27 protein-coding genes are annotated in these 22,795 nt (G+C 52.1%); 5 read left to right on the top strand and 22 right to left on the bottom strand.

From position 1 onward, the window contains the following. Positions 1-485: 485 nt before the first annotated feature. From IPK01_16720 to IPK01_16685, 8 genes are all read right to left on the bottom strand, one after another. A complete protein-coding gene (locus IPK01_16720; GenBank protein MBK7935078.1) occupies positions 486-878 on the bottom strand; it encodes a VOC family protein in 393 nt (130 codons plus the stop codon). Between the two features lie 130 nt (positions 879-1,008). Continuing rightward, entirely contained in the window at positions 1,009-1,458 is a 450-nt protein-coding gene (gene bamD / locus IPK01_16715; GenBank protein ID MBK7935077.1) for an outer membrane protein assembly factor BamD, read from the bottom strand. A gap of 146 nt (positions 1,459-1,604) precedes the next feature. After that, on the bottom strand, positions 1,605-2,450 hold the full coding sequence (mtnP, locus tag IPK01_16710; GenBank protein MBK7935076.1) for an S-methyl-5'-thioadenosine phosphorylase: 846 nt from the start codon (positions 2,448-2,450) through the stop codon (positions 1,605-1,607). A gap of 107 nt (positions 2,451-2,557) precedes the next feature. Then, complete coding sequence (locus tag IPK01_16705; protein ID MBK7935075.1) at positions 2,558-4,081, bottom strand: peptidylprolyl isomerase; 1,524 nt, start codon at positions 4,079-4,081, stop codon at positions 2,558-2,560. An 87-nt stretch (positions 4,082-4,168) separates the two neighbouring features. Next, entirely contained in the window at positions 4,169-4,573 is a 405-nt protein-coding gene (mce, locus tag IPK01_16700; GenBank protein MBK7935074.1) for a methylmalonyl-CoA epimerase, read from the bottom strand. Further along, positions 4,570-5,505, bottom strand: a complete 936-nt coding sequence (gene meaB, locus IPK01_16695; GenBank protein MBK7935073.1) for a methylmalonyl Co-A mutase-associated GTPase MeaB — start codon at positions 5,503-5,505, stop codon at positions 4,570-4,572. The genes mce and meaB overlap by 4 nt, the downstream gene beginning before the upstream one ends. Positions 5,506-5,629: 124 nt before the next feature. After that, positions 5,630-6,157 carry a hypothetical protein gene (locus IPK01_16690; protein MBK7935072.1) on the bottom strand — a complete coding sequence of 176 codons (528 nt, stop codon included), beginning with the start codon at positions 6,155-6,157 and terminating at the stop codon, positions 5,630-5,632. Positions 6,158-6,237: 80 nt separating this feature from the next. Continuing rightward, positions 6,238-7,383 (bottom strand): acyl-CoA dehydrogenase family protein, encoded by a 1,146-nt coding sequence (locus IPK01_16685; protein ID MBK7935071.1) that lies wholly within the window; start codon positions 7,381-7,383, stop codon positions 6,238-6,240. 147 nt (positions 7,384-7,530) lie between these two features. On the opposite strand from IPK01_16685, the gene IPK01_16680 reads away from it, so the two are divergent. Then, complete coding sequence (locus IPK01_16680; GenBank protein MBK7935070.1) at positions 7,531-7,968, top strand: CoA-binding protein; 438 nt, start codon at positions 7,531-7,533, stop codon at positions 7,966-7,968. Positions 7,969-8,005: 37 nt separating this feature from the next. Here IPK01_16680 and IPK01_16675 read toward each other — a convergent pair whose 3' ends face one another. From IPK01_16675 to IPK01_16620, 12 genes are all read right to left on the bottom strand, one after another. After that, the gene (locus IPK01_16675) at positions 8,006-8,746 is read right to left on the bottom strand and encodes an rRNA pseudouridine synthase (GenBank protein MBK7935069.1); all 741 of its coding nucleotides are present in this window, start codon (positions 8,744-8,746) and stop codon (positions 8,006-8,008) included. A 325-nt stretch (positions 8,747-9,071) separates the two neighbouring features. Next, entirely contained in the window at positions 9,072-9,581 is a 510-nt protein-coding gene (locus tag IPK01_16670) for a hypothetical protein (GenBank protein MBK7935068.1), read from the bottom strand. Continuing rightward, positions 9,578-10,150 (bottom strand): SMC-Scp complex subunit ScpB, encoded by a 573-nt coding sequence (scpB, locus tag IPK01_16665; protein MBK7935067.1) that lies wholly within the window; start codon positions 10,148-10,150, stop codon positions 9,578-9,580. Before scpB ends, IPK01_16670 begins: the two co-directional genes overlap by 4 nt. A gap of 78 nt (positions 10,151-10,228) precedes the next feature. Beyond that, positions 10,229-11,002, bottom strand: a complete 774-nt coding sequence (locus IPK01_16660; protein ID MBK7935066.1) for a segregation/condensation protein A — start codon at positions 11,000-11,002, stop codon at positions 10,229-10,231. Then, complete coding sequence (locus tag IPK01_16655; protein ID MBK7935065.1) at positions 10,999-11,466, bottom strand: DinB family protein; 468 nt, start codon at positions 11,464-11,466, stop codon at positions 10,999-11,001. The genes IPK01_16660 and IPK01_16655 overlap by 4 nt, the downstream gene beginning before the upstream one ends. Before the next feature lie 3 nt (positions 11,467-11,469). Beyond that, a complete protein-coding gene (locus IPK01_16650; GenBank protein MBK7935064.1) occupies positions 11,470-11,874 on the bottom strand; it encodes a DUF2237 domain-containing protein in 405 nt (134 codons plus the stop codon). Further along, the gene (locus IPK01_16645) at positions 11,871-12,356 is read right to left on the bottom strand and encodes a DUF3060 domain-containing protein (GenBank protein MBK7935063.1); all 486 of its coding nucleotides are present in this window, start codon (positions 12,354-12,356) and stop codon (positions 11,871-11,873) included. Before IPK01_16645 ends, IPK01_16650 begins: the two co-directional genes overlap by 4 nt. Positions 12,357-12,364: 8 nt before the next feature. Then, positions 12,365-12,670: an arsenate reductase gene (locus tag IPK01_16640; GenBank protein MBK7935062.1), complete on the bottom strand. Its 306-nt coding sequence runs from the start codon at positions 12,668-12,670 to the stop codon at positions 12,365-12,367. Positions 12,671-12,728: 58 nt separating this feature from the next. Then, positions 12,729-13,112 (bottom strand): DUF779 domain-containing protein, encoded by a 384-nt coding sequence (locus tag IPK01_16635; GenBank protein MBK7935061.1) that lies wholly within the window; start codon positions 13,110-13,112, stop codon positions 12,729-12,731. A gap of 9 nt (positions 13,113-13,121) precedes the next feature. Beyond that, positions 13,122-14,636, bottom strand: coding sequence for an aldehyde dehydrogenase (locus IPK01_16630; protein ID MBK7935060.1), 1,515 nt, complete (start codon positions 14,634-14,636; stop codon positions 13,122-13,124). Between the two features lie 122 nt (positions 14,637-14,758). Beyond that, positions 14,759-15,871, bottom strand: coding sequence for a tryptophan--tRNA ligase (trpS, locus tag IPK01_16625; protein ID MBK7935059.1), 1,113 nt, complete (start codon positions 15,869-15,871; stop codon positions 14,759-14,761). 79 nt (positions 15,872-15,950) lie between these two features. Further along, complete coding sequence (locus tag IPK01_16620) at positions 15,951-16,643, bottom strand: site-2 protease family protein (GenBank protein ID MBK7935058.1); 693 nt, start codon at positions 16,641-16,643, stop codon at positions 15,951-15,953. Between the two features lie 134 nt (positions 16,644-16,777). On the opposite strand from IPK01_16620, the gene IPK01_16615 reads away from it, so the two are divergent. The 3 genes from IPK01_16615 (at position 16,778) to IPK01_16605 (ending at position 19,587) form a co-directional block, all read left to right on the top strand. Then, complete coding sequence (locus IPK01_16615) at positions 16,778-17,989, top strand: ATP-grasp domain-containing protein (GenBank protein ID MBK7935057.1); 1,212 nt, start codon at positions 16,778-16,780, stop codon at positions 17,987-17,989. Positions 17,990-18,034: 45 nt separating this feature from the next. Next, a complete protein-coding gene (locus tag IPK01_16610; protein MBK7935056.1) occupies positions 18,035-19,240 on the top strand; it encodes a hypothetical protein in 1,206 nt (401 codons plus the stop codon). A 95-nt stretch (positions 19,241-19,335) separates the two neighbouring features. Next, positions 19,336-19,587, top strand: a complete 252-nt coding sequence (locus IPK01_16605) for a hypothetical protein (GenBank protein MBK7935055.1) — start codon at positions 19,336-19,338, stop codon at positions 19,585-19,587. A 66-nt stretch (positions 19,588-19,653) separates the two neighbouring features. On the opposite strand, the gene IPK01_16600 is transcribed toward IPK01_16605, so the two are convergent. Further along, a complete protein-coding gene (locus IPK01_16600) occupies positions 19,654-21,165 on the bottom strand; it encodes a PD40 domain-containing protein (GenBank protein MBK7935054.1) in 1,512 nt (503 codons plus the stop codon). Beyond that, entirely contained in the window at positions 21,080-21,799 is a 720-nt protein-coding gene (locus IPK01_16595) for a winged helix-turn-helix domain-containing protein (GenBank protein ID MBK7935053.1), read from the bottom strand. Before IPK01_16595 ends, IPK01_16600 begins: the two co-directional genes overlap by 86 nt. Positions 21,800-22,039: 240 nt before the next feature. On the opposite strand from IPK01_16595, the gene IPK01_16590 reads away from it, so the two are divergent. Then, positions 22,040-22,702, top strand: a complete 663-nt coding sequence (locus IPK01_16590) for a hypothetical protein (GenBank protein ID MBK7935052.1) — start codon at positions 22,040-22,042, stop codon at positions 22,700-22,702. Positions 22,703-22,795: the final 93 nt, after the last annotated feature.

The raw sequence follows: 22,795 nt of genomic DNA, 5'->3' as shown, positions 1-22,795 counted from the left end.
TCAGCCGCGTTTTACGCGGCTTTCCCGAAGGGCATATAGCCACGCTCCTTTAGGGCGTGGTTAAGTTGCGAGGGATTTTTCTTAGGGCGTTTTAACGTCCTTACCTTCTGCGGCTTAAGCCAGTTGGATTTAAGCCCGTTGAAACGGGCTGAGGATCGTTGAGCGAACCTTTCCCACGCCCTAAAGGAGCGTGGCTATGTGCCGCGAAACGCGGAAAGACGGCTAGAGCCGCCTACCTTTCATCAAGAGCCAGTATTTGCGGGCTTTATGCGACTTGTGGGCGGTTAACCATAGAGAATTGGGCTCAAGCCCATTTTTTGTTGTGGTGCCACAACCGTTCGCTAAAGCGAACGGCAATATTTAAGGAACAGGGTGTATTTTGAGCTTTCACAATACGTTGCAAGGCCTCGAAATACGCTTGAAAGCTTACGGAAAACGATCTTAAGCGTACGAATTGCGGTATAAAATTAGTCGAACGCCCTGAATTACCTGTGGGCTTCTGCATTTATCCGCCACGGCGGGTTTTTGCGGTTGTCACCGGCTGTGAAGAGGCAGATCTTGTTGCCGTTTGGGTCGAGAAGATAGGCCTCGCGCCAGAGCCAGGGTTCGTCGGTTGGGGCTTGGGTGAATTCGAGGCCGAGGGATTTGAGGCGTTCGACCTCGGCGTCGAGGTTTTCGCATTCGAAGTAGAGGACGATGTTGGTGGTCGTCGCGGCTGCGTCGTCGATGTGCACCGACAGCGTCGATTCGCCGTCAGGGCATTCGAGCCGGGCATATCGCGGCAGGGAATCGACGATGCGTCTGAGGCCGAGCTTCTCAAAGAACTCGACCGTCTCAACAGGCTGTTTGCTGTAGATCGTGACTTGGTTGAGGTTCATGTCTTATGAGTTGCCACTAGCTTCAGCTAGTGGATACGGAAACTAAAAAGACCCGGCTTTAGCCGAATCTTTTTTGGGCTAAAGCCCGATCTAGTTTACATGCTGACCACTAGCTAAAGCTAGTGGCAACTTATTTCTTGAGAACCGTGAGCGTTTTCTCCGCGTCATTCTTGAACTTGCTCTCGGGGTATTTCTCGATGATCGTCGAGAGATAGCCGATCGCGTCGTCCTTTAGTTTCGCGGGCTCGTATCTGGCGGGGTCTTTTTCGCGTTTGAGGTCGATCTTTTGCTTGCCTTTGTTCTCGGACAGGTAATAGCTGCTCATGCCGGCGTAGTAGAGGAACTCGTCCATCTTGGAAAACGTCGGGTACGCGGCGTAGGTCTCTTCGAACCGCTCAAGCACGCCCTTGTACGCCTTTTTGAGCAGGAAATACTGCTTCGCGACGTCGAGATTGTGCTTCGCGTCCTGCTCCATCAAAGGATCACGGTCGATCGCCGGCGTAACATTGCGCTGGGCATGTGCCGAAATAATTCCGATGGACAAGACTGTAAAGATTATTGCAAGGAACTTTCTTTTCATAACTTAATACAGATGCTGTTTGGCATCGGAAAGTTTTCCGGCGAGTGCACAAGCCCGCACGTAGTAAGGGCGTTTCACTCAAGTTGGATGTTACGCCCTTACTACGTGCGGGCTTGTGCCATTACTTGTACTTTCCAATGATCGCGTCAAGCTTCCTCGCCGTCTGCTTCCGGCCAGTTTGACGGGGCGGTGAAGATCGCGTTCTTGGTAGCGTTGGCGTATTGGTTTGGCGTCGTTTTGGCCGCGACGGCTTTGACGGCGTCTTTTAGGACGAGCTGGGCGTTGCGGACGTTTTTGTTAAGGTATTCGATGACCATATCGACGGTGACGTCGTCGTGGCCTTCGTACCAGCAATCGTAATCGGTGACGAGGGCGAGCGTCGCGTAGGCGATCTCTGCTTCGCGGGCGAGCTTGGCTTCCTGCAGGTTGGTCATGCCGATGACGTCCATGCCCCACTGGCGATAGACGTTGGACTCGGCCTTGGTCGAGAACGCGGGGCCTTCCATACAGATGTAAGTGCCGCCGCGATGCGTGACGACGTTGTTGTTTTTGCAAGCCGCTTCGAGGATGTCGCCAAGCTCATTGCAAACCGGATGGGCGAACGTCACGTGGCCGACGATGCCTTCGCCAAAGAATGTGGATTCTTTCGCACGGTCACGGGTGCGGTCGAAGAACTGGTCGGGAATCACAAAGTCAGTCGGAGCATACTGTTCCTGCAAACTGCCGACGGCCGAGACCGACAGGATGTATTCGACTCCAAGCAGCTTCATCGCGTAGATGTTTGCCCGATAAGGAAGTTCGCTGGGTGTGAATTTGTGCCCGCGTGCGTGACGCGGCAGAAACGCAACGGTCACGCCGTCGAGTTCGCCGACGATAAACGCGTCCGAAGGATCGCCAAAAGGCGTTGGGACAGGCACTTCACGTACATTCTCAAGTTCCGGCATCTGGTAAAGCCCGCTGCCGCCGATAATTCCGATGTTTACTTTTTCCATGATCTACAAATCAAAACAAGATGGACATGGAGAAGCAGGATTTTTGTTCGATCGATCCTGCTGTCCGCGTCCATCCTGTTAAATACCATTCTGGTGATTTGAACCGACTATTTCGTCTTCTTCGGTTCGGGTTTCTTGGCTTCGGGCTTTGCCGGTTTGCCTGATTCGGGGCCATCAGGTCCGCCCGGACCTCCCGGTCCGCCGGGACCACCCGGGCCTCCCGGAGGCATTCCCTGCATCTGTTGACGCTGCTGCATCTGTTTTAACTGGTCTTCAGTTACCGCAGGAACGGTGAAGTCGCTAGGAACCTGAATATTATTTGACGCAACGATCTCGTCGAGCATTTTCTTTTCCTTTTCTTCTTCCAGTTTGGCTCGGACGTATTCTTTGACAGGCATTTCGCGAGCCTGCGGTTTGTCGGAGTCCTTATAATTGGTCGAGATCAGGATGTGGCGAGCGTCGTATGTTTCGCTTGCCGCCCCAGTTTCGCCGCCGGCTGGTTTAGCTTCTTTATTTGGGCTCGGGCCGAGTTTTCGCTCGAGCTTGATGATGTGAAAACCAAAATCGGTCTCGACGAGTTCCGGGCTGACCTGTCCGGGCTCAAGTGCGAGAGCTGCCGTTTCGAACGGAGCGACCATGCGGCCCTTGGGCACATCTTTGTAGATGCCGCCTTGACCGACACCGTCCGGTCCTTTGTTGCCCGGATCTTCGGTAAACTCATTTGCCAACGCGGCAAAATCTTCGCCGGCCTTGGCGCGTTCAAGGATCTGTTGAGCCTTAGCACGCTTTTCTTTCGGGTCGAGTTCGGGATGCTCGGAGATATATTTTGCGATATCCTCATCCGTTACCTTCATCTTGTCGGCAATCGTCTCGGAATATACGCGTGCCAGAAACTGAGCCTGCTGGAGTTTGACCTGCAGGTTAACCTTTGCGACGAATTCCTTAGGCAATTCACCGGCGGCGGCCTTTGTTTCGTACTCTTTGCGATAGATCCGGATCTTGGCAAATACGTCCTTGGCCTGTGTTTTCTCTTCGTCCGAGATCTCGCGGTCTTTCATCTCAGGGCTGCTCGCTTTCAAGAGCTTGATCTTGGCATCGAGGAAATCCTGAAATTCGGTCTCATGCGAACGTGTCTCGGCAGCTTCGCCTAGACCGATCTTGTCCATCGTAGAAGCCCAAAAACCTTTACCCGGAGCCGGTTGACTGTCCTGACCCCAATATTCGGTGACCATTTCGTCAGTGATAAAACCAAACGGCGGCATCGGGCCCTTGTCCTTGTTCATCTCACGGTCGTAGTTGACGGCGGTGATCTCGGCTTTGATATTCTGCATCTCCTGACGATTCGGGTCGATGCTCGCCATACCTTCTTTCTGAGCCTGGCTGGCGAATGCAAGAAGCTGCTTGAGATTATCGATCTGCTGCTTCTTCATTTCGGGCTCTTCGTTGAGCCTTTTGAGGATCATCGGATTAGATTTCGCAACGTCTGCAAGCAGCATTTCGATCTCTTCGCGGCTGATCGAGTTGAACGACTCGTGCGTCTGTCCGCCAACCTTCTTTTTCCAAACGACGAGGCCCGCACCGATAGCGATGATGGCGATAACTAAAATAAGTCCTTTTGTTAAATTGCTCAATTGATGAGTCCTCACTTACTGATAGATCTGATAAATGTCAAACGGTAATAATAGCAAAACCCTGCGATTTCGGCTAATCAAAATCGGTTATTTGATGTTCTGAACCAGTTCGAGCAATACGCCGCCAGATGCCGCGGGATGTACGAATGCCACGAGACATCCCTCTGCTCCGATCCGCGGAGTCTCGTCGATGAGGCGCATTCCCTGCGATCTCAGCTGAGCGAGCGATGCCTCGATGTCATCAACCTCGATGGCGATATGATGAATGCCGCCGCCGCGTTTTTCGAGAAATTTGGAGATCGGGGAATCGTCGCTGGTCGGTTCGAGCAACTCAACGCGGCTCTCGCCGATCGGCAGCATCGCGACTCGGACCTTTTGATCTTCGACGATCTCGGTGTGAACATTTTCGAGGCCGAGAGCGTCGCCCCAGAATTTGAGAGCCTCGTCGATACCTTTTGTTGCAATCCCCAAGTGGTTGATCTTCATATCTATTTGAGCAACTCCTCGACTGCCGAATATGGATCGTTCTTTTTTTCGGCGATCTCGAGTGCGAGCTTGTCGAGCTTATCGCTCGAGCCATTCCGACTCATCAGATCGGAGAGAAGGCGTTCTTGTAATAGTTCGAGCAGCCGCCATTTGGCGATCGCGTGGCGGCGAACCGTGCTGCCCTCGCCTGCTCGTTGAAATTTGTGATATGCCTCGATCGCCGCTGCAAGATCTTCGATGCCTTTGCTTTCGGTAGCGATGGTCCGGACGATCGGCGGCATCCACATGTCGGGGCGATGGGCGAGGCTTAGCAGAGCCTCGAGCTCCTTTTGAGTGCGGATAACGCCTTCGCGGTCCGCTTTGTTGATCACGAAGCAATCGCCGATCTCCATGATCCCGGCCTTAATGGCTTGTATGTCGTCGCCCATTCCGGGGACCAGGACCACAACCGACACATCGGCCGTCTTTACGATCTCGACCTCATCTTGGCCAACGCCGACCGTCTCGACGAGGATCTTATCAAAGCCCGCCGAATCTAGAATGGATACGGCATCGACCGTTGCCCGCGAAAGTCCACCCAGATTTCCACGCGTTGCCATCGAACGGATAAACACGCCCTCTTCCATCCCGAGCGTCGCCATCCTGATGCGGTCGCCGAGTATGGCACCGCCGGAAAACGGGCTTGACGGGTCGATGCAGATTATTCCGACCTTGTCGCCGGCGTTCTTGTAATAGAGAGCAAGCTTGTCGACAAGCGACGATTTGCCGGCACCGGGCGAACCGGTGATGCCGATGACGACCGCGTTTCCGGTGTGCGGATAAACGGCCTTCATCAATTCGGCGGCACCTGCAGCACCGCTTTCGACACGTGTTATTGCACGGGCGATAGCTCGCGGGTCGCCTTTTAAGATATTGTCGATCAGCTCGGGATTCTGCATTACTTTGAAATAAACTACAATTTTCTCATTCTTTATTGTAAAAGCAAAAAAGGCGAGTCGTGGTTGACTCGCCTTCAGTTAAATTGCGACGGGCACTTACTTACGTGCGAACTGCCGACGCATTCTACATCTGCCCTTCGTCTGCCGACGGCCCGTAGATCGACGGGACCGGAATGTCGTTCAGGCGAAGATAGACCGATAGCTGGCCGCGGTGATGGATGATGTGGTTCATGACGAATGAACGCATCACGGCGACCTTGGGCATGGTCATGTAGACCTGATCGCCGTTACGCATCGTCCAGTCTGTCAAAAACGTCTCGTCCGACGTTTCGCCAAGTATGATCTTGGCCTTTGCGATGTGGTCGTCAAAAAATGCGAGTAATTCTTCGCTCGATTTCGGCTCGAACGGCGTAAAGTCCATTGTTGAGAAATCGAGAACGTCGCTTTTAAGCGTCTCTTTTGTCCAACCGAACATTTCGGCGACGTGGACGGCAAGGCGGCCCATAGTCATTGATTTTTCGTGCGGTTTCCAGTCGAATTTCTCAGCCGGAACGCGTTCGAGGACCTGACGTGTGACCTTTGCTTCGTTATCCAACTCTGCCAAAAACGCCGACGCGAGGCGGCCTGCACTTGTAGCTGTACTTGTACTCATAATTTATCTCCTAAAAATCAAATTTGGAAGATGATAATATCATATAATTGCACAGATGCAACGTGTGAAACGCAGAATTTTTACATTGCCTTGAGCAGATTCTTCGCGATCACGACACGTTGGATCTCGGATGTGCCTTCGCCGATGGTGCAGAGTTTTGAATCGCGCCAGTATTTTTCGGCCGGATAGTCCTTAGTATATCCGTAGCCGCCGTGGATCTGGATGCTTTCTTCGGACACGCGGACGGCGGTCTCGGATGCGTAGAGCTTTGCCATCGCCGACTTTTGCGTTACGGGCTTGCCGGCGTCTTTTGTTGCCGCGGCCTGTAAGGTCAACAGGCGCGAACATTCGATCTGCGTTGCCATGTCAGCGAGTTTGAATTGGATGGCCTGGAAATTGGCGATCGGCGAGCCGAACTGCTGGCGTTCCTTGGCATACTTTACGGCTGCTTCGTATGCACCCTGGGCGATGCCGACCGACAGAGCCGCGATCGAAATTCGGCCGCCGTCGAGGACCTGCATACATTGCAGAAAGCCTTCGCCTTCGTTACCGAGGCGGTTCTCGTCGGGAACGTAGCAATCTTCGAACACGACCGACGCAGTTTCAGAGGCCCGCATGCCGAGCTTATTTTCTTTCTTATCGCTGCGGAAACCTTCCATCGATTTATCAAAGATAAACGCCGAAATGCCGCGATTGCCTTTTTCTTTATCGGTGACGGCGACAGCCACGAGGGTGTTGCAGGCGATGGCGTGGGTGATGAAGTTCTTGGACCCGTTGACCTTCCAGCCGCCATTGGAACGAACTGCGTTGGTTCGCGTTCCTGCGGAATCAGAACCGGCCTGCGATTCGGTCAATCCCCAGGCACCAAAGCTTTCGCCGGTGACGAGCGGGACGAGATATTTCTGCTTCTGCTCTTCGCTGCCGAACATATACAGATGATTTGAGCAAAGCGAATTGTGGGCCGCGACCGACAGGCCGACCGAGCCGCAGACGCGGCCTAGTTCTTCGATGATCGTCGCGTATTCGACGTAGCCCATCCCCGCGCCGCCGTATTCCTCAGGAAACAGAATACCCATCAGGCCAAGTTCGGCGAGCTTCGGCCGAAGTTCGATAGGGAAGTGCTGTGCTTCGTCCCATTCCATCACGTGCGGCTTGATCTCGCTCTCGGCGAACTCGCGGATGCTGTATTTGATCTGTAGTTGCTCGTCAGATAATTCGAAGTTCATAATTACGTACTATAAGAAACAATTATGATGACATAAGGTTGCGTTTTCGGGCAAGTTTTTGCTTCGGATTTGCGCTGCTTTCGTAGCAAGCAGTGCTAAGAGCGCCGAAATGGAGGCCGATACGGCATAGTGAGGTAAACTCAACGTATGAATTGGAAAGAGAATTTGCTGACCACCGATGACGAGATCAGGGACGTGCTTCGAAATACAAAAACCATCGCCGTTCTCGGGATCAAGCCCGAATCGCACTCGGGGCAGCCGGCCCATTACGTGCCGAAATACATGGCCGATCGCGGATACGAGATAATCCCGGTGCCCGTATATTATCCTGACGTTACAGAGATACTGGGCAAGCGTGTCTATCGCGATCTGGGCGATGTGCCGGGCGAGATCGACCTGTTGAATGTCTTTCGGCGTGCAGAAGACATCGCAAAACACACGGACGAGATCCTGGCGAAAAAGCCAAAAGCTGTTTGGTTTCAGCTTGGTATCCGCAACGAGGAGGTTGCCGAGAAATTGGCCGAAGCGGGGATCAAGGTCGTCCAGGACCTGTGTCTGATGGTCGAGCACCGGGCGTTGGCTTAGCGCGCAGAGTGACCCGAAAGCTAGAAGAAGTCAATCGCTACCGGTCGTGTCTCTGCTTCGCCACCGTGCGAAATGATTCCAACTCTTTTTCAGTCAGCGGGCGGCTGGCACCGACCGGAAGAAATTTGTCGGTGACCGTGCCGATGGCGATACGCTTAAGTTTGACGACGGAGTGGCCGATCGAGTCGAACATTTTGCGGATCTGCTGGTTGTGGCCTTCGTGCAGAGTCACCTCGTACCAGCCGTTCTTCAAGGTGTGTTTTAGATCCTTGATGTCGGCCGGGGCGGTCTTGAAACCGTCCTCGAGCACCACGCCGCGGCGGAGCTTATTGATCGCGACGGTCGTTGGGAGGCCTTTTACCTTTACGTCATACACCTTTGGTATCGTTCGCGAAGACGCGACGAAATTTGTAAACTCGCCGTCATTAGTCAGAATGATCAGACCCTCGGTGTTGTAATCGAGCCGTCCGACGGGATGCAGGCGGCCATAGCCTTTGACGAGATCGACGACCAGCTTTCGGCCCTCGGGGTCGGCCGCACTCGAGAGGTAGCCTTTTGGCTTATTGAGCAGAATATAGACGTGTTCGCGGTTCGCGAGTTTCGTGTTGATCAGCTTGCCGCGGACCTTTATGTGGTCTTTTTCGGGATCTGCCTTCGTGCCGAGTTCGGTCACTACCTCGCCGTTCACCGTTACTTCACCGTCCAAAATGATCTGCTCAGAGGCACGCCGCGAAGCGATGCCGGCCTGGGCGATGAGTTTTTGTAGTCTTTCCTGCATAAGAACATTGAACCACATAGGCACATAGAACACATAGTCGGAGCAATTCGCCTAAGTGTTCTATGTTTCTATGTGATAAAACTAATGAACCCGATCTTCGAAGTCGTCAATCGAAGGAAGTTCGGAGAGGTCGTTCAAACCAAATTGAATGAGAAGATCTCTTGACATGCCGTGTTGCATTGGGCGGGCGACGGTTTAATTGCAGCTCTTGGCGACGAGCAGTTCTTCAGCCGTAAGCCGTGAATCGGCCCCGGCCAGGGCGATGGATAGTTGCAATCTGTCCTGCATTGATCTCAGTTCGTTTGATTGCCGGATCGACCTTTATCTATTTATTAAAGATGCTGTTTACCGATCTCAATGCGTCGAGTGCTGCTTCTTCTTTATAAAACTTAGCGAGCGACACATAGTGCCCCCTTTGCTGAACAGCCCGGAGTTCCCAGCCATACTCATATCTGCTTATTGCTACCCTTTCCACAGAAAAACCACGAATCGCATCGAAGGGGATCGTTTCGTTCCATTCTCCCCAGAGCCCTTGCCAGGTCACGTGCATCGAGTGCTCAGTGTCATCAATATATAGCTGTCTAAATCCCTTTCTTAAGACGTAGAAACAATATCCAAATAAGATGACAGGAACTGCAAATATAAATATCACCAGCGCCGGATAAAATTCGCTTTTGGGATCGAAGGGGTCGTCTTTCTTACCTTCGAATATGAAATAGAAGATGGCCGGCAATGCGATACATACCAAGGCAATGGCAATGAGTTGGATCCACCGACCGACCGAGCCAAAGCCGTCGACGACTTCAGTACTCTTTGAATCAATGTGGTAAGTCATACGACAGTCCCGGCTATATCTTCGAAATCCTCTATCGATGGGAGCTCCGAGAGATCATTCAGGCCAAACTGTATCAGAAAGTCTTTTGACGTGCCGTACATCATCGGGCGGCCGACGGTTTCCTTGCGGCCTTTGGCGACGATTAGGCGTTTGTCGAGGAGTGTTTTTATCGCCGAGGCGGATTGGACGCCGCGGATCTCAAGGATCTCGGGGACGGTGACCGGCTGTTTGTACGCGATGACCGCGAGCGTTTCGAGTGAGGGGATCGAGAGCTTGGCTGACGGTCGAGTTTTTAGGAAACGGCGGACCTCTTCGTGAAAATCTGTCCGCGTTGCGATCTGCCAGCCGCCGGCGATGTCGCGGATCTGCAGGCCGCTCTCGCGAGCTTCGTATTCGCTCTTGAGCTCTTCGACGGCCGCCTGGATGCTATCGCGGTCTTCGTCCAATACCTCGGCGAGCAGCTTAATGGTCAGCGGTTCGTCGGCGACGAAGATCAGAGCCTCGACCAGAGCGACTAATTCACCGGGCGTACGCGTTACTTTTTCGGTTTCCTGCAAATCTTCAGTCATACAAATGGAATTTAACAGGATAGACAGGATAGGCAAGATAAATCAATTGCTTCATCCTGTTTTATCCTGCCGATCCTGTTAAGAAACTTTCCTTAGTATCACGTCGCCGAACGTCACTGCCTGGACCAATTTGACGCCTTCGGTTCGGACGATCTCAAGGACCGCGATGAAGGCGGTGACGAGTTCGCGTTTGGAATGCATTTCTTCAAAGAATTTAAGCATACTGATCTCGCCGAGTTCGAAGATGCGATTTTTGAGCGTCTTGAGCATGTCGGCCAGCGAGATCTCTTCGCGGGCGATCTCCATTTTTACTTCGTCGGTGTGACGGGCGACGATCTTTTGGAAAACGGTAAGCAGATCGAAAACGCTGGCGTCGATCTCGGCGTTGTTGTCGTCCGATTCTATCGGGCCGCGTGTAAAGATGGCATCCTCGATAGTTACACGCTCGTAAAGCATGCCGGCGGCGGATTTGAACTTCTCGTATTCGAGCAGGCGGTCGACGAGTTCGCGCCGTGGGTCTTCGATCTCTTCTTCTTCGCCGGCAAAAGGGTCGCGCGGCAGCAGCATCTTCGATTTGATCTCGATCAGCGTCGCCGCCATAACGAGAAAATCTGCAGCGACCGAGATGTCGAGGCGTTTCATCAGCCGAATATACTCTAGATATTTCTCGGTGATGCGGGCGATCGGGATATCAAATATATCCGCGCGTTCCTGGCGGATCAGAAAAAGTAATAGATCGAGCGGGCCGGCAAAATCACCGATCTTGATCTTTAGGTCATCCGACGTACCGCCGACGATCGTTGCCGTCTCGCGGTGAAAATCGAATGTATATTGTTCAGGTTCTTCGCTCAAATGTACTTTGTCTCTCTCAAATAGATTATGTAATCGATCACCGGCGGAACAAAGCCCGACTCGCGCAGTTTCAACATAATATTGCCGCGATGTATCGAAGAATGTATCACGACATGCGATAAAAGTTCGCGATAGGTGTTCTCGCAAAGCTTGCCCTCGCTTGTACGATAGCGTGCCACGATGTCGAGGCCTTCTTCGTCAAAGCCGCGTAAAAGCTTTTCATAACGCTCGGCCGTCGCCTTTGCGAGTTCGCCGCATTTCGCCACGGTCAGGTCGGGGAAAAAGTCGAAACCGGTCGAGTCTTTGCCGTATAAACGCTCAAAATATTCCTGCTCGGTCGTCACGAGATGAGCGAGAATCTGCGTCGCACGTTCGGATTCGTTCTCCTTTAAAGCGACCACGATCCGCCGGTTGGCCCAATCGTTGTAGCGGAAGAGTTCGCGAAGATGTTCGACCGTGTTCATCGGCTAGTCGGCGGCGTGGGCCTTTAAGTCTTCGAGTGAGACGACCGTCAACGCCGCGGCGTGCGTTGATTCGAGAACGACCTGCGGTGCCATGCCGTCTTCGAGTGCTTGTTTCCAACGCAGCATACAGAGGCACCACTTGTCGCCACCCTTGACGCCCGGGAAAGCGTACTGCGGCATCGGAGTCGAGAGGTCATTGCCGACGGCTTTTGAATATGCGAGAAACTCATCGGTCGCAACTATGCACACCGTATGGCGGCCCGTGTCGTCAACGCCCGTGCGGCAATAGCCGTCGCGATAAAATCCGGTCATCGGATCGGTGCAGCACGACTGCAGTTCGCCGCCGAGAACATTCTTGGGCTTCAGATTATGCCCGTTACCATTACCGTTTCCGTTTGTATAGCTCATTTTGTTGCGCCGGCCGGGATCTTTTCGATAGTATTTCCTGACGCATTCTCCTTTATATTAGGCCGTTTGCCGTTGACGTAAAGCGAATAATTAACAGTATTATTTGTACCGTTGATGACGAATTGAAGAGCCGCGTCGCTAATTATCCGGTTACCGTCGCCATTTATTGTTATTAGTTGGCACGCTCCTTTTATCGTGATCACGTTTCGGCCTCCGCTGATCATGACGCGGTTGAATTTTGTACAGGCAGCAGTTTTCTTCAGGTCGTGGCCGTTCACAGTGATCATTTCTCCCTGCATAGAAATGTCGGCCGTTATTATCTCCGATGGATCGACCGGAAGTTCGGGCGTTGAGGGTGCAAGGGTCGGCGTCGGCGTACCGCTAAATTTCTCCATCTCCCGCTTGGCCGTTTCGCTCCGCAGGTCACATCCCGCGAACATCACAACGAGCATTAGATAACATAACGTCAATGACAGTCTCATACTCACCTCTATTTCTTGCCTAGCAGCTCCAACGCCTTTTCTATCGGCCTGGCGATCACTGCATGGTCGCCAACCACGACGATCGGACGATTTAACAGTCCCGGATTTGCGACAATGGCGGCGAGCACCTCGTTTTCCGGCGATTCGGGCGTAAAAGCCAGTTCCTTGAACTGCTTTTCCTTCGTTCGCAGCAATCCAAAAGGCGGAATCGCCAGTTTCTTGGCGAGTTCTCTTAATATCTCGGCGGTCAACGGCTCGCTGAAATAATTTACCGATGTAAAATCAATGCCGTTTTCACGAAACAGCGTCGCCAAATTGCGGCACGTCGTTCAAGTAGGCTTTTCGAATACTGTTATTTTGTCTGTCATATCATTAAAATCTGCTGCCCGACTGAGTCGCGGCCAGTCGGTCAAATTCCTCGTCGGAGAATAGTCGCGATTTTGTCACGAACCGAAGCCCGAGTGGGATTTCCAGCGAGAAACTCGCTCCGCGGCCGGGGACGACGTCGATCGTGAGTTCCGTATGCTTCCAATACTCGAACTGATCCGCGGCTATAAAGAAATCGCAATCGGCGATCTCGCCCATCCAAACATCGCTCGACCCGACAATGAACTCGCCTTTTGGATAACACATCGGCGAAGATCCGTCGCAGCAACCGCCGCTCTGATGAAACATCAGCTCGCCGTGTTTGGCACGGAGCTGCTCTACGACCTTCGCCGCGTTAGGCGTGATGGTCACGCGAGGAAGATCAATCATAATACGCTCTTAAAAGAAGCCCATCGCATTTTTATCATAAGAGATAAGCATATTCTTAGTCTGGCGATAGTGGTCGAGCATCATCAGGTGGTTTTCGCGGCCAAAGCCTGATTTTTTGTAACCGCCGAACGGGGCGTGGGCCGGATAATTGTGGTAATTATTCACCCAAACACGGCCGGCCTGGATAGCACGCGGAACGCGGTAAAGCTCGTGAGCATCGCGGGTCCAAACGCCGGCTCCGAGGCCGTAGAGCGTGTCGTTGGCGATCGCGATCGCATCTTCTTCGTCCTTGAACGTCGTGACGGACGCGACCGGGCCGAAGATCTCTTCCTGAAAGACACGCATTTTGTTGTGGCCTTTGAGCAGCGTCGGCTGGATGTAAAAACCGCCCTCGGCACCGCCTTCGCCCTTGTGTGCCTCGCCGCCGCAGAGCACCTCAGCACCTTCTTCCTTGCCGATGCTGATGTAATTGAGGATCTTTTCGTACTGGTCCTCACTCGCTTGGGCACCGATCATTGTCGAAGGATCGAGCGGATGGCCCATCTTGATGTTCTTGGTGCGTTCGACGACCTTGGCAATAAATTCGTCGGCGATCGACTCCTGAACGAGAATTCGCGACGGGCAGGTGCATATTTCTCCTTGATTCAGAGCGAACATTGCGGCACCTTCGAGACATTTGTCGAAGAATGCATCGTTCGCGTCCATCACGCTCTTAAAGAAAACGTTGGGCGATTTGCCGCCGAGTTCGAGCGTTACCGGAATCAAATTTTGCGATGCGTACTGCATGATCAGGCGTCCGGTCGTCGTTTCGCCGGTAAATGCGACCTTAGCGACGCGCGGGCTGGTCGCAAGCGGTTTGCCCGCCTCGACGCCAAATCCGTTGACGATATTGAGCACGCCCGGAGGCAGAATGTCGCCGATCAGTTCCATCAGGACCATGATCGACGCAGGTGTCTGCTCGGCAGGCTTGACGACCGTGCAGTTGCCCGCGGCGAGGGCCGGTGCGATCTTCCAGGTCGCCATCAGCAGCGGGAAATTCCAAGGAATGATCTGTGCGACCACGCCGAGTGGTTCTTTTACTATGATCGAGAGGGTGTTCTCGTCGAGCTCGGACGCACTACCTTCTTCGGCGCGGATGACGCTCGCGAAATAACGAAAATGATCGATCGCCAACGGCAGGTCGGCGGCCATCGTCTCGCGGATCGGTTTGCCGTTGTCCCATGTCTCGGCTCGAGCGAGCAGATCGAGATTAGCTTCCATCACGTCGGCGATCTTGTTGAGAAGTTTGCTCCGCTCGGTTACCGAAGTTCTGCCCCATGCCGGAGCTGCAGCGTGGGCGGCGTCGAGGGCGAGCTCAATGTCCGCCTCGTTCGAGCGGGCGACCTTTGTAAAGACCTTGCCGTCGACGGGCGAGATATTATCAAAGTATTCACCGCTAGAAGGAGCGACCCATTTGCCGCCGATGTAATTTTCGTACTGCTCTTTGAATTTTGGGATGTCGTAAGATTGTTGTGTTGCGTCCATGACAAATACTCCTTTTGAACCCTTAAAATAGAATTGATGCCCCAAACGATGGGGTGCCTACACAATTGGAGGTATGCTGGAATTGTAGCACCAGACGGAGTCGGAAACTAGTAATTTCGCATCTAGCGAATGCCCGTTTTTTGATAAACATCAGCCAGCGTCGCGACGGCGATGGAGCGGGCCTTATCTGCACCTTTTTTGAGGATCACGGCGAAGTCTTCGTCGGAATAATGATTGACGCGTTCCTGGAACGGGCGGAGAAATTCGACCGTTGCCTCGGCAAGTTCGCCCTTGAACTGGCCGTAGCCCTTGCCGTCGAAGTGTGCGACACATTCTTCGGACGTTTTGCCGGTCAGGAGCTGATATATCGTGAGGAGATTCGCGATCGCCGGTCGGGTTTCGTCAAAGGTGATCTCGGTGCCGCTGTCGGTAACGGCGCGTTTGATCTTTTTGGTGATCGTGTCTGCGTCGTCGAGCAGAAAGATCGACCCATTGACGTTCTCGTCCGATTTGGACATCTTTTTCGACGGATCTTGGATCGATTTGATACTCGCGCCTGCCTTCGGAATAAAAGGCTCGGGTACCTTGAATGTTCCGCCAAAGTCGCGGTTAAAGCGCTCAGCGAGGTCGCGGCTGAGTTCGAGATGCTGCTTCTGATCTTGCCCGACGGGGACGAGATCGGTTTGATAGAGCAGAATATCTGCAGCCATCAGGATCGGATAGGTGAAGAGGCCGACGCCAGCAGTGCTTCTGGTCTGTTTTAGTTGTGCGATACTTTCCGCGATCTTAATTGCCGACTCCGCGGGAAGGTCGGAGCCTTTCTCGTGCCGATCTACTGCTACCGTCAAATTATATTCAGCAATTACACGATCGATATTTTCAGTTTTGATTCGAGCCTTATCTTTGAACTGCGTCATCCGCTCAAGCTCGCCCATACGGGCGATGCAAGAGAGAACCCATGTTAATTCGGCGTGTTCTGGGACGTCGGACTGAATGAATATCGTTGCTTTTTCAGGGTCGACACCAGCGGCGAGGTAGATGCGCGCCAAGTCGAGCGTTGCTTTGCGAAGCGTTGCGGGATCTTGCGGCAGTGTGATCGCGTGTAGATTGACGATACAGTAAAACGACTCGTACTCGTCCTGCAGAGCTACCCAGTTCTTGAGCGCTCCGAGGTAGTTCCCAATATGAAGCTGTCCGGTCGGCTGAGCGCCGCTGAAAATGCGTTTCTTTGTCATTTCTTAATTGTAGGAACTCAAGCTGCGAGCCTGCGAATGCACAATACGCACGCTGGCAGCCTGCGTCCAGTCGGCAAAACTAAAACCAGCGCGTATAAAGCAGATAGTCAACGAAAATATAAAAGGGATACATTGCCAGTCCGATCACGCCCATATATACCAGCAACATCAGTATAAGGAAACCATATTGTTCGAGCATGTCGAAAATTGGTTGAAAACTCGACGGTAAAAATGTCTGCAGCACTTTGCTGCCGTCCAACGGGGGGAACGGAAGTAGATTGAAAACTGCGAGCGAAACGTTCAAGAAGATAAGATAATTGAGGAAAATGACCGCGACTTTCACCATGCCTTCGCGAGCATTGACTGCATTGATCGTGTCTGTTTCCAGAAGCGTTTTGAATATTGCGAAGCCGGCCGTAGCTAGTATCAGATTTGCACCGATCCCTGCGATCGAGACCATTACATTTGCCTGCTTATACTTTGTCCAATTACGCGGATTGACCGGCGTTGGCTTCCCCCAGCCGATAAGCGGAACCCGAGCTCCGGTAGTAAAGGTCAGGACAAAGCTGGCGATCGGTATCAGCAGAGTTCCGATCGGATCGGTATGAGCGACCGGATTTATAGTGACACGGCCAAGCATATACGCCGTATCGTCACCATATTTCCACGACATCCAGGCATGTCCCGCCTCGTGGCAGGAAATTGCAAGCAGCAAGACCACGACATATGGAATAAGATTGCTGAGTAAATTTACAAGATCAAAATTTTCCATAAAACAGCCGTCGACTTCCCAAATAAGTGCATGAAACCTCGCATTTTTGTTGTTTCATTCGCTAAATTGTGCCATTCTTTTACTTCAAAATAAAATACGCATCCGAGAAACTAGTGGTTCCGTGCGTCTAATTTATGAAGAATCACATAGTCGCGATAGCAAGCGAGTTCAAGGGGAACGAATTTCTCGACGAGGCACAAAATGCGGGTTGGAGCGTGACGTTGGTAACGCGCAAAAAGCTGCTCGATTCGCCCTGGACATGGACCGCGATCGATGAGGTCAAGACCGTCGAGGATGACGCCGGGGTTCTCGATTATGTCCGAACAGTAACGAATATCGCCGGATCAAGAGTTATCGACCGAGTAGTCGGTTTGGACGAATTCGACGTTCTGACGGCCGCGATGACTCGCGAACATCTTGCAATGCCGGGACTAAGCCGTTCGCAGGCACTTCGATTTCGTGACAAACTTACAATGCGCAATACCGCATTTAAGGCCGGGATACCGTGCCCTGAGTTTATCGGAGCATTCAACGCGGAAAAGATCAACGAATTCCTCACAGACGTTCCCGCCCCATGGATAGTAAAGCCGAGGCACGAAGTTTCGGCATTCGGCATCCGCAAATGCGAGACTGTTGAGGAGGTTTGGAACGTACTTACCGACCTCGACAACCGTAATAATTGGCGAGATCATCCGTCACAGTTCCTTGTGGAACGATTCATCGAAGGACGTGTTTTTCATATTGATTCGGTCGTTGAGGGCGGTAAAGTTGTTGCGTGCGGCGTCAGTCAGTACGGTACGACGCCTTTCAAAGTGTCGCACTACGGCGGCGTGTTTACGTCGTCGATCGTGCCTTATAATTCTAAGCTCAGAAAGCAGCTCGAAACGCTAAATCGAGCATTGCTGATGGCGTTCAATTATGAACGCGGCGTAACGCACGCCGAGTTTTTGCAGAGCGATGCGACCGGCGAGTTCTATTTACTGGAGGTCGCGTGCCGTGTCGGCGGTGCATACATCGCCAATGTCTTGGAACACGCGTGCAATTTTAACCTCTGGCGCGAATGGGCGAAACTCGAGACCGCGACCGACGAACAACCGTACAAGGTGCCGAAACTCCGTAAGGATTTCGCTGGTATTACTCTCGCCCTCGCGAATGTTGACGAACCCGATACATCCGCATACAACGACGAAGAGATCGTCTATAAGGTCAACAAACCAAAGCATGTCGGCCTCATTTTCCGCTCGCCCAAGCAAAAGCGTATCGACGAACTGCTGGAGGTTTACACGACACGGATCACCGATGATTTCCTCGCCGTTGCCCCTGTAAAAGAACGATACGATGATTGATCCCATTTCATTATCGACCGTCGTTCGCGTATCCTTGAGCTTTCTATGACGTCATCCGATGCCAGCTATACAGGTCCGCCCGCGATACTTGATCACGATCTAAATCAACATTTTCCCGAATTGTTGAAATTCGAATCCACTCGTGAAATGGAGGCGTCGGAACTGTACAAACAGATCAGGCCCGAGGTCGAGCAGATACTGAATGCTGTCGTAGTCGAGGATCTGACTTTGCCGCGTGCTGTTGCTAAGCCGGGGACGATCAACACTCTCGCGTGGAACATCGAACGCGGCAATCGGTTCGAAGGTATAATCGACGCCCTGAAAAAGCACGACGAGCTTAATAATAAAGATGTTTACCTATTAACCGAACTCGATTACGGCATGGCGCGGAGCGGGAACCGGTTTGTGGCACAGGAGATCGCTCGCGAGTTGGATCTCAACTACGCGTTCGCACCCGTTTACGTAGCTTTGCAAAAGGGAAGCGGCGTTGAATCTGAGATGGCGGGCGAAAATACGCGTTCGATCCATGGGTTGGCGATGTTTTCGCCATGGCCGATGACGAACGTCCACGCCGTGCCGCTCCCGAACGGAAAGGACAAGATGTGGGGCAAGGAAAAACGGCTAGGATATCTGCGAGCCCTGTTTGCCGATATCGAGCATCCGTCGGGCACTTTTCGCGCGGTGACGATCCATCTTGACGCCCATTGTTCGCGTGCACATAGGGTCGCTCAGATGAAGATCATTCTCGATCATCTCGACACGCTGCCAAAAATACCGACACTGATCGGCGGTGATTGGAACACCACAGGATTTAATTCACAGAGCGGAACACGAGCGATATTCGGCTATTTTCGGCGGGTCGCAATGGGGCCGAGGAATGTTGCACTCAACCATCTGCCGCATCCCGAACGCTATTTCGAAAAGCGGCTTTTCAGTTCGATAGAATCTCGCGATTTCAATTTTCGCGACCTCAACAACATTGGCCACGGTACGCTTCATTATCACATTGAAAGCATCGAAAAGAACACGAACCTCCGCGATTGGGTGCCGGAATGGTGTTTCCCGTTCATTTTCTGGGCGGCCGGAAGGGTCGGCGGGATCGTGCATACACGCCTCGACTGGTTCGCCGCCCGCGGTCTATCGATCGCTCCCGGAACGCAGCCTAAAACCATCGGCGAACTCATCGACGCTGAGAACATTCCTCTATCCGATCACGACGCGATCTCGGTCGAGTTGCTGCTAAGTAGCTAACCACGAAATACACGAAAGCCACAAAAAATAGGAATTTTCAATTAGTTTATGTCCTATTTTAGTGTCTTTCGTGTGTTTCGTGGTTAAATATCTTTATGGAAGTTGCATTTTGTCAGACGCTCAGCTTTAACGCTGATACATTCGAATACGAATCTGTTTCCGCCGAGAACGGGAACGCTACGATCATTAAATTCAAAGTGGACGAAAAATCGTGCAGCCCGGGCGACGTCGTCGTCGTACTAGGCGGCGAAGAGATCACGTTCCACGGCATCATCGGCAAAATCGAAGACGGCTACGCCTACGCCAGCGACCCCAAAGGCTCGCTACTGCCCGCGGGTGTTCAATAGCGCGGCAACAACTTCCGCAGTTGTTTTAAGTAAGTCCGCAAAACGTCGGCGTTCAAATTCAAGAAATTATCTGAAATTGCGGATAGACACTACGTCCCTGGGCCGGGAAATCCGTGAACTGACAAGCACGCCGTCGTTCGACCAATCAAAATCGAATATATCGTCAGTCGTAAAATTGGTTTCTTGTCGAGCAGGCTTGCCGTCGATCGGAAGTGTCCAAATGTTCGAGACGCCGGCGACCGTAACGAGATAAGAGACGCCTTTACCGTCTGTTGTCCAGTGTATGGGTGCACCCGGAGAAATGCTCAGAGTCTTGGCCGGTTGATCTCCATCTAGTGGAAAGATCGCGGCACTCCACGGCGTCTTTTCATCGGACTTATACCAAAAAAGCAGAAATTTTCCGTCAGGTGAAACGTCCGGGGCTCGAGCAGGTTTCTCGATGAACCTTGTTGGTTCACCGCCGTCTATTGACACTTTCCAGATCGACTTTTCCTCAAGCGGGCCATTCAATTTACCGCTTGTATAGAAGACCCACCGCCCATCGGGCGTAATATCCGGATCTAATTCCTCGATACCAAAGGTCAGTTGTTGGGGTTCCCGACCATTGGAATTGGCTCGCCATAGGTGATATGCGTGATCTTCGCCCCGAGTCGATCCGAACACAATGTACTGCCCGTCCCCACTAGCCACCGGCATTACATTTTTGGATGCATCCGCTGTCAATTGCACCAAGCCTGAACCGTCCCGATTCATGGCCCAAACATCCCGACGGCCGCCAAGACTCGATCCAAAAAGCAACCGTCCTTCGGTTGTCCAACGTACCCATTTGAACAGATGATGCTTTCCTTCGGTGATCCGTTGAGATAGAGTTGGCTGGCCGTTTGGGGTTACCCAAAGGCTCGATTCGTCACTAAACTGAACGGCAAATATTGTGTCACTATTACGTGTGACACTTATCGACCCATAATTGTTAAGGTCGTTGGTGATTTTGCTCGGTTCGCCTGCGGGATGCGGGATAAACCAAATTTGCAGAGGGGAGCCGTCGGCGTCGGTTAGGCCGGCGACGAGTCCGGTGCCGTCACCAATCCATTCGAGACCGTTGCATAAGTTCCATTTTTTATTCGAAAGGGGCTTTTCAACGCCTGTTTCCACGTCAACACCGATCAATGTTACTTCGCCTTTGCCCTTGATATCTTCAGCCGCGATCGCTATCAAATTTCCGGCTGGCGACCAAGAAATTGAGCCTTCGCGAAAATGTCCTGGAGCCTTTCTCGAGGCGACAATTCGTTCGCTGGAGCCGTCAGCATTCACTATTACAATCGCCGATTCGCTCTCAGAAATCTTTCGAACGAAACAGAATCTGTCCCCGTCTGGCGAAAAACTGAACGCATATCCGACATTTTCAAGCACCATTGTTGGTTCGCGTCCTAGGATCGGGATCTTGAACAACGCGGGTACGGTGGCAACTTTCTTTACGAAATACAAAAAACTACTATCTCGAGAGAATTTCATTCCACCGTAATCGACGTTCTCGAAAGGTAGAAGCTGGACACTGCTGTTGCTGCCGATATTCGTCATCGTCAATGCCGTTTTTCCATCCTTTTAGTCTCGTGAGCAAAGAATTCACCATTGGGGAGATCACTGTTGAAGAACTTTGTTCGGTTCCGGGTACCCGCACCAGCGTCGGTTGCTTAGAGTCCTTCGTGTAAATCGATCGATAAAGAAAATAGCCGCCAATTAACGCGGCTCCAATTAAGATTGCGACAGCGGCAATTCGCAAACGACTCGGTTTGCGATTGATCAAAACCGAATCTTTCCCTCGTGAACCGTTAGGTTCAACTTCGTAAGGTATCGCAGTATCAGCTATTTCAGACTTTTCAGATCCGTTTTCAGATTCGCCGTTTGAAACGGTGGGTGAAACAGAGACTTTCGTTGATACGGCTACTTCTGCAATGAATCGATAGCCGGTCTTTGGAACAGTTTCAATGTAATTGCGTTTGCCATTCTCGCCTAGAACTTTCCGGATCGAGGACATTTGAACATGGATATTCGATTCTTCAACAAAGCTGTCGGGCCACACCTTCTCCAACATATCCTTGTTGTCGACTAGTTCACCGGCGTTTTCGACCAGTACAACCAAAATTTCAAATGCCTTGGGCGGAAGTTGAATCGGAATTCCATCTTCCAAGAGTACTCGTTCCGTCGGGATCATGCGGTACTCACCGAACTCGTATATTGGTTTGGGACGGCCGTTCATCGCACTTAGCAATCTTTTAGAGAAACTTTAGGATTCCTTAAGGACACGAACTTCGCTTCTTTGTATTCTTGCACGTATTGTAAGCCCAAAAGAGAATTTCTTTCAAATGTTTTGGTGAGGGCTGCGGCCGGTCTTGAATGATAACGCGGTTCTGATCTGGTCTTTGGCATAGCGTTTAGTTAAAAGGAAAAAATTATGACAATAAAAGTGAGGACGTTAATGACCGTCATCGTTGTTTTAACCCTCATATTGGGAGCCTTTGCGCAAAAACCGGGTAGTCAGCCGGCTCAAGTCAATCTTGATGTTGTGATCGATGACCTTGTGAGCCAGGGATTGTTCGGATTCGCTTCGGACGGCGGTGGCACATACGTCCACGGAAGTCAGGGCGTGGCAGCCTCATTTCTATCCACGGGTGTGCTGAGCTTTAAGACTGGCAACCGAACGGCGACAGCATATTACTCGACGCCGGTTGAACCCGTCGGGGCACCGTTGGCCGGCTCGACAAGCGGCAGCTCGTATTTCCTTACCTTTGTGAGATCCGGACAATATCTGCAGACCATGGCGATTGGTTCAAGCCGCTGCGAAGGGCTGGTCGGCAGCATGCCGATCTCGACCGATTATGCACGATATGTGGGATATCACGCCGGCAAGGGAACGTTGAGTGATCTTGGCTACATGCTTGTTACGCACCCTGATGCAAATACTTGGATCATGGACTCGAATTCTTCAGGAATATGCGGTTCAACTGCATATGACAATATCGCGCGGATAAATGATGCGAAAACCAAGGGCAAGGCAAACGACATTTTTCACGGCCGTTACTTAATGCCGCTAAGACTTGTTCTAACACGATATTAGAATCAACGAGCGGTCACCGGCTATCTCCCGCTAGTGTCTCCCACCATTTACCTTGACAGACCCCACGCGGGTTCTTATTATCAAGATTCGCGT

This window comes from Acidobacteriota bacterium (assembly GCA_016713675.1).
GTDB lineage: Bacteria > Acidobacteriota > Blastocatellia > Pyrinomonadales > Pyrinomonadaceae > OLB17.
This window is presented reverse-complemented; position numbering and strand designations above follow the sequence as displayed.

Excerpts from the sequence above, each read along its gene's own strand:
- IPK01_16635 (MBK7935061.1), bottom strand. The coding sequence starts at position 13,112 with ATGATTGATCTTCCTCGCGTGACCATCACGCCTAACGCGGCGAAGGTC.
- IPK01_16685 (MBK7935071.1), bottom strand. The coding sequence starts at position 7,383 with ATGAACTTCGAATTATCTGACGAGCAACTACAGATCAAATACAGCATC.
- IPK01_16610 (MBK7935056.1), top strand. The coding sequence starts at position 18,035 with ATGACGTCATCCGATGCCAGCTATACAGGTCCGCCCGCGATACTTGAT.
- IPK01_16615 (MBK7935057.1), top strand. The coding sequence starts at position 16,778 with ATGAAGAATCACATAGTCGCGATAGCAAGCGAGTTCAAGGGGAACGAA.
- IPK01_16670 (MBK7935068.1), bottom strand. The coding sequence starts at position 9,581 with ATGACTTACCACATTGATTCAAAGAGTACTGAAGTCGTCGACGGCTTT.
- IPK01_16650 (MBK7935064.1), bottom strand. The coding sequence starts at position 11,874 with ATGAGCTATACAAACGGAAACGGTAATGGTAACGGGCATAATCTGAAG.
- IPK01_16680 (MBK7935070.1), top strand. The coding sequence starts at position 7,531 with ATGAATTGGAAAGAGAATTTGCTGACCACCGATGACGAGATCAGGGAC.
- IPK01_16590 (MBK7935052.1), top strand. The coding sequence starts at position 22,040 with ATGACAATAAAAGTGAGGACGTTAATGACCGTCATCGTTGTTTTAACC.
- IPK01_16690 (MBK7935072.1), bottom strand. The coding sequence starts at position 6,157 with ATGAGTACAAGTACAGCTACAAGTGCAGGCCGCCTCGCGTCGGCGTTT.
- scpB (MBK7935067.1), bottom strand. The coding sequence starts at position 10,150 with ATGACTGAAGATTTGCAGGAAACCGAAAAAGTAACGCGTACGCCCGGT.
- IPK01_16645 (MBK7935063.1), bottom strand. The coding sequence starts at position 12,356 with ATGAGACTGTCATTGACGTTATGTTATCTAATGCTCGTTGTGATGTTC.
- IPK01_16620 (MBK7935058.1), bottom strand. The coding sequence starts at position 16,643 with ATGGAAAATTTTGATCTTGTAAATTTACTCAGCAATCTTATTCCATAT.
- mtnP (MBK7935076.1), bottom strand. The coding sequence starts at position 2,450 with ATGGAAAAAGTAAACATCGGAATTATCGGCGGCAGCGGGCTTTACCAG.
- IPK01_16655 (MBK7935065.1), bottom strand. The coding sequence starts at position 11,466 with ATGAACACGGTCGAACATCTTCGCGAACTCTTCCGCTACAACGATTGG.
- IPK01_16600 (MBK7935054.1), bottom strand. The coding sequence starts at position 21,165 with ATGACGAATATCGGCAGCAACAGCAGTGTCCAGCTTCTACCTTTCGAG.
- IPK01_16720 (MBK7935078.1), bottom strand. The coding sequence starts at position 878 with ATGAACCTCAACCAAGTCACGATCTACAGCAAACAGCCTGTTGAGACG.
- IPK01_16605 (MBK7935055.1), top strand. The coding sequence starts at position 19,336 with ATGGAAGTTGCATTTTGTCAGACGCTCAGCTTTAACGCTGATACATTC.
- meaB (MBK7935073.1), bottom strand. The coding sequence starts at position 5,505 with ATGCAGAATCCCGAGCTGATCGACAATATCTTAAAAGGCGACCCGCGA.
- IPK01_16595 (MBK7935053.1), bottom strand. The coding sequence starts at position 21,799 with ATGATCCCGACGGAACGAGTACTCTTGGAAGATGGAATTCCGATTCAA.
- IPK01_16630 (MBK7935060.1), bottom strand. The coding sequence starts at position 14,636 with ATGGACGCAACACAACAATCTTACGACATCCCAAAATTCAAAGAGCAG.
- IPK01_16675 (MBK7935069.1), bottom strand. The coding sequence starts at position 8,746 with ATGCAGGAAAGACTACAAAAACTCATCGCCCAGGCCGGCATCGCTTCG.
- bamD (MBK7935077.1), bottom strand. The coding sequence starts at position 1,458 with ATGAAAAGAAAGTTCCTTGCAATAATCTTTACAGTCTTGTCCATCGGA.
- trpS (MBK7935059.1), bottom strand. The coding sequence starts at position 15,871 with ATGACAAAGAAACGCATTTTCAGCGGCGCTCAGCCGACCGGACAGCTT.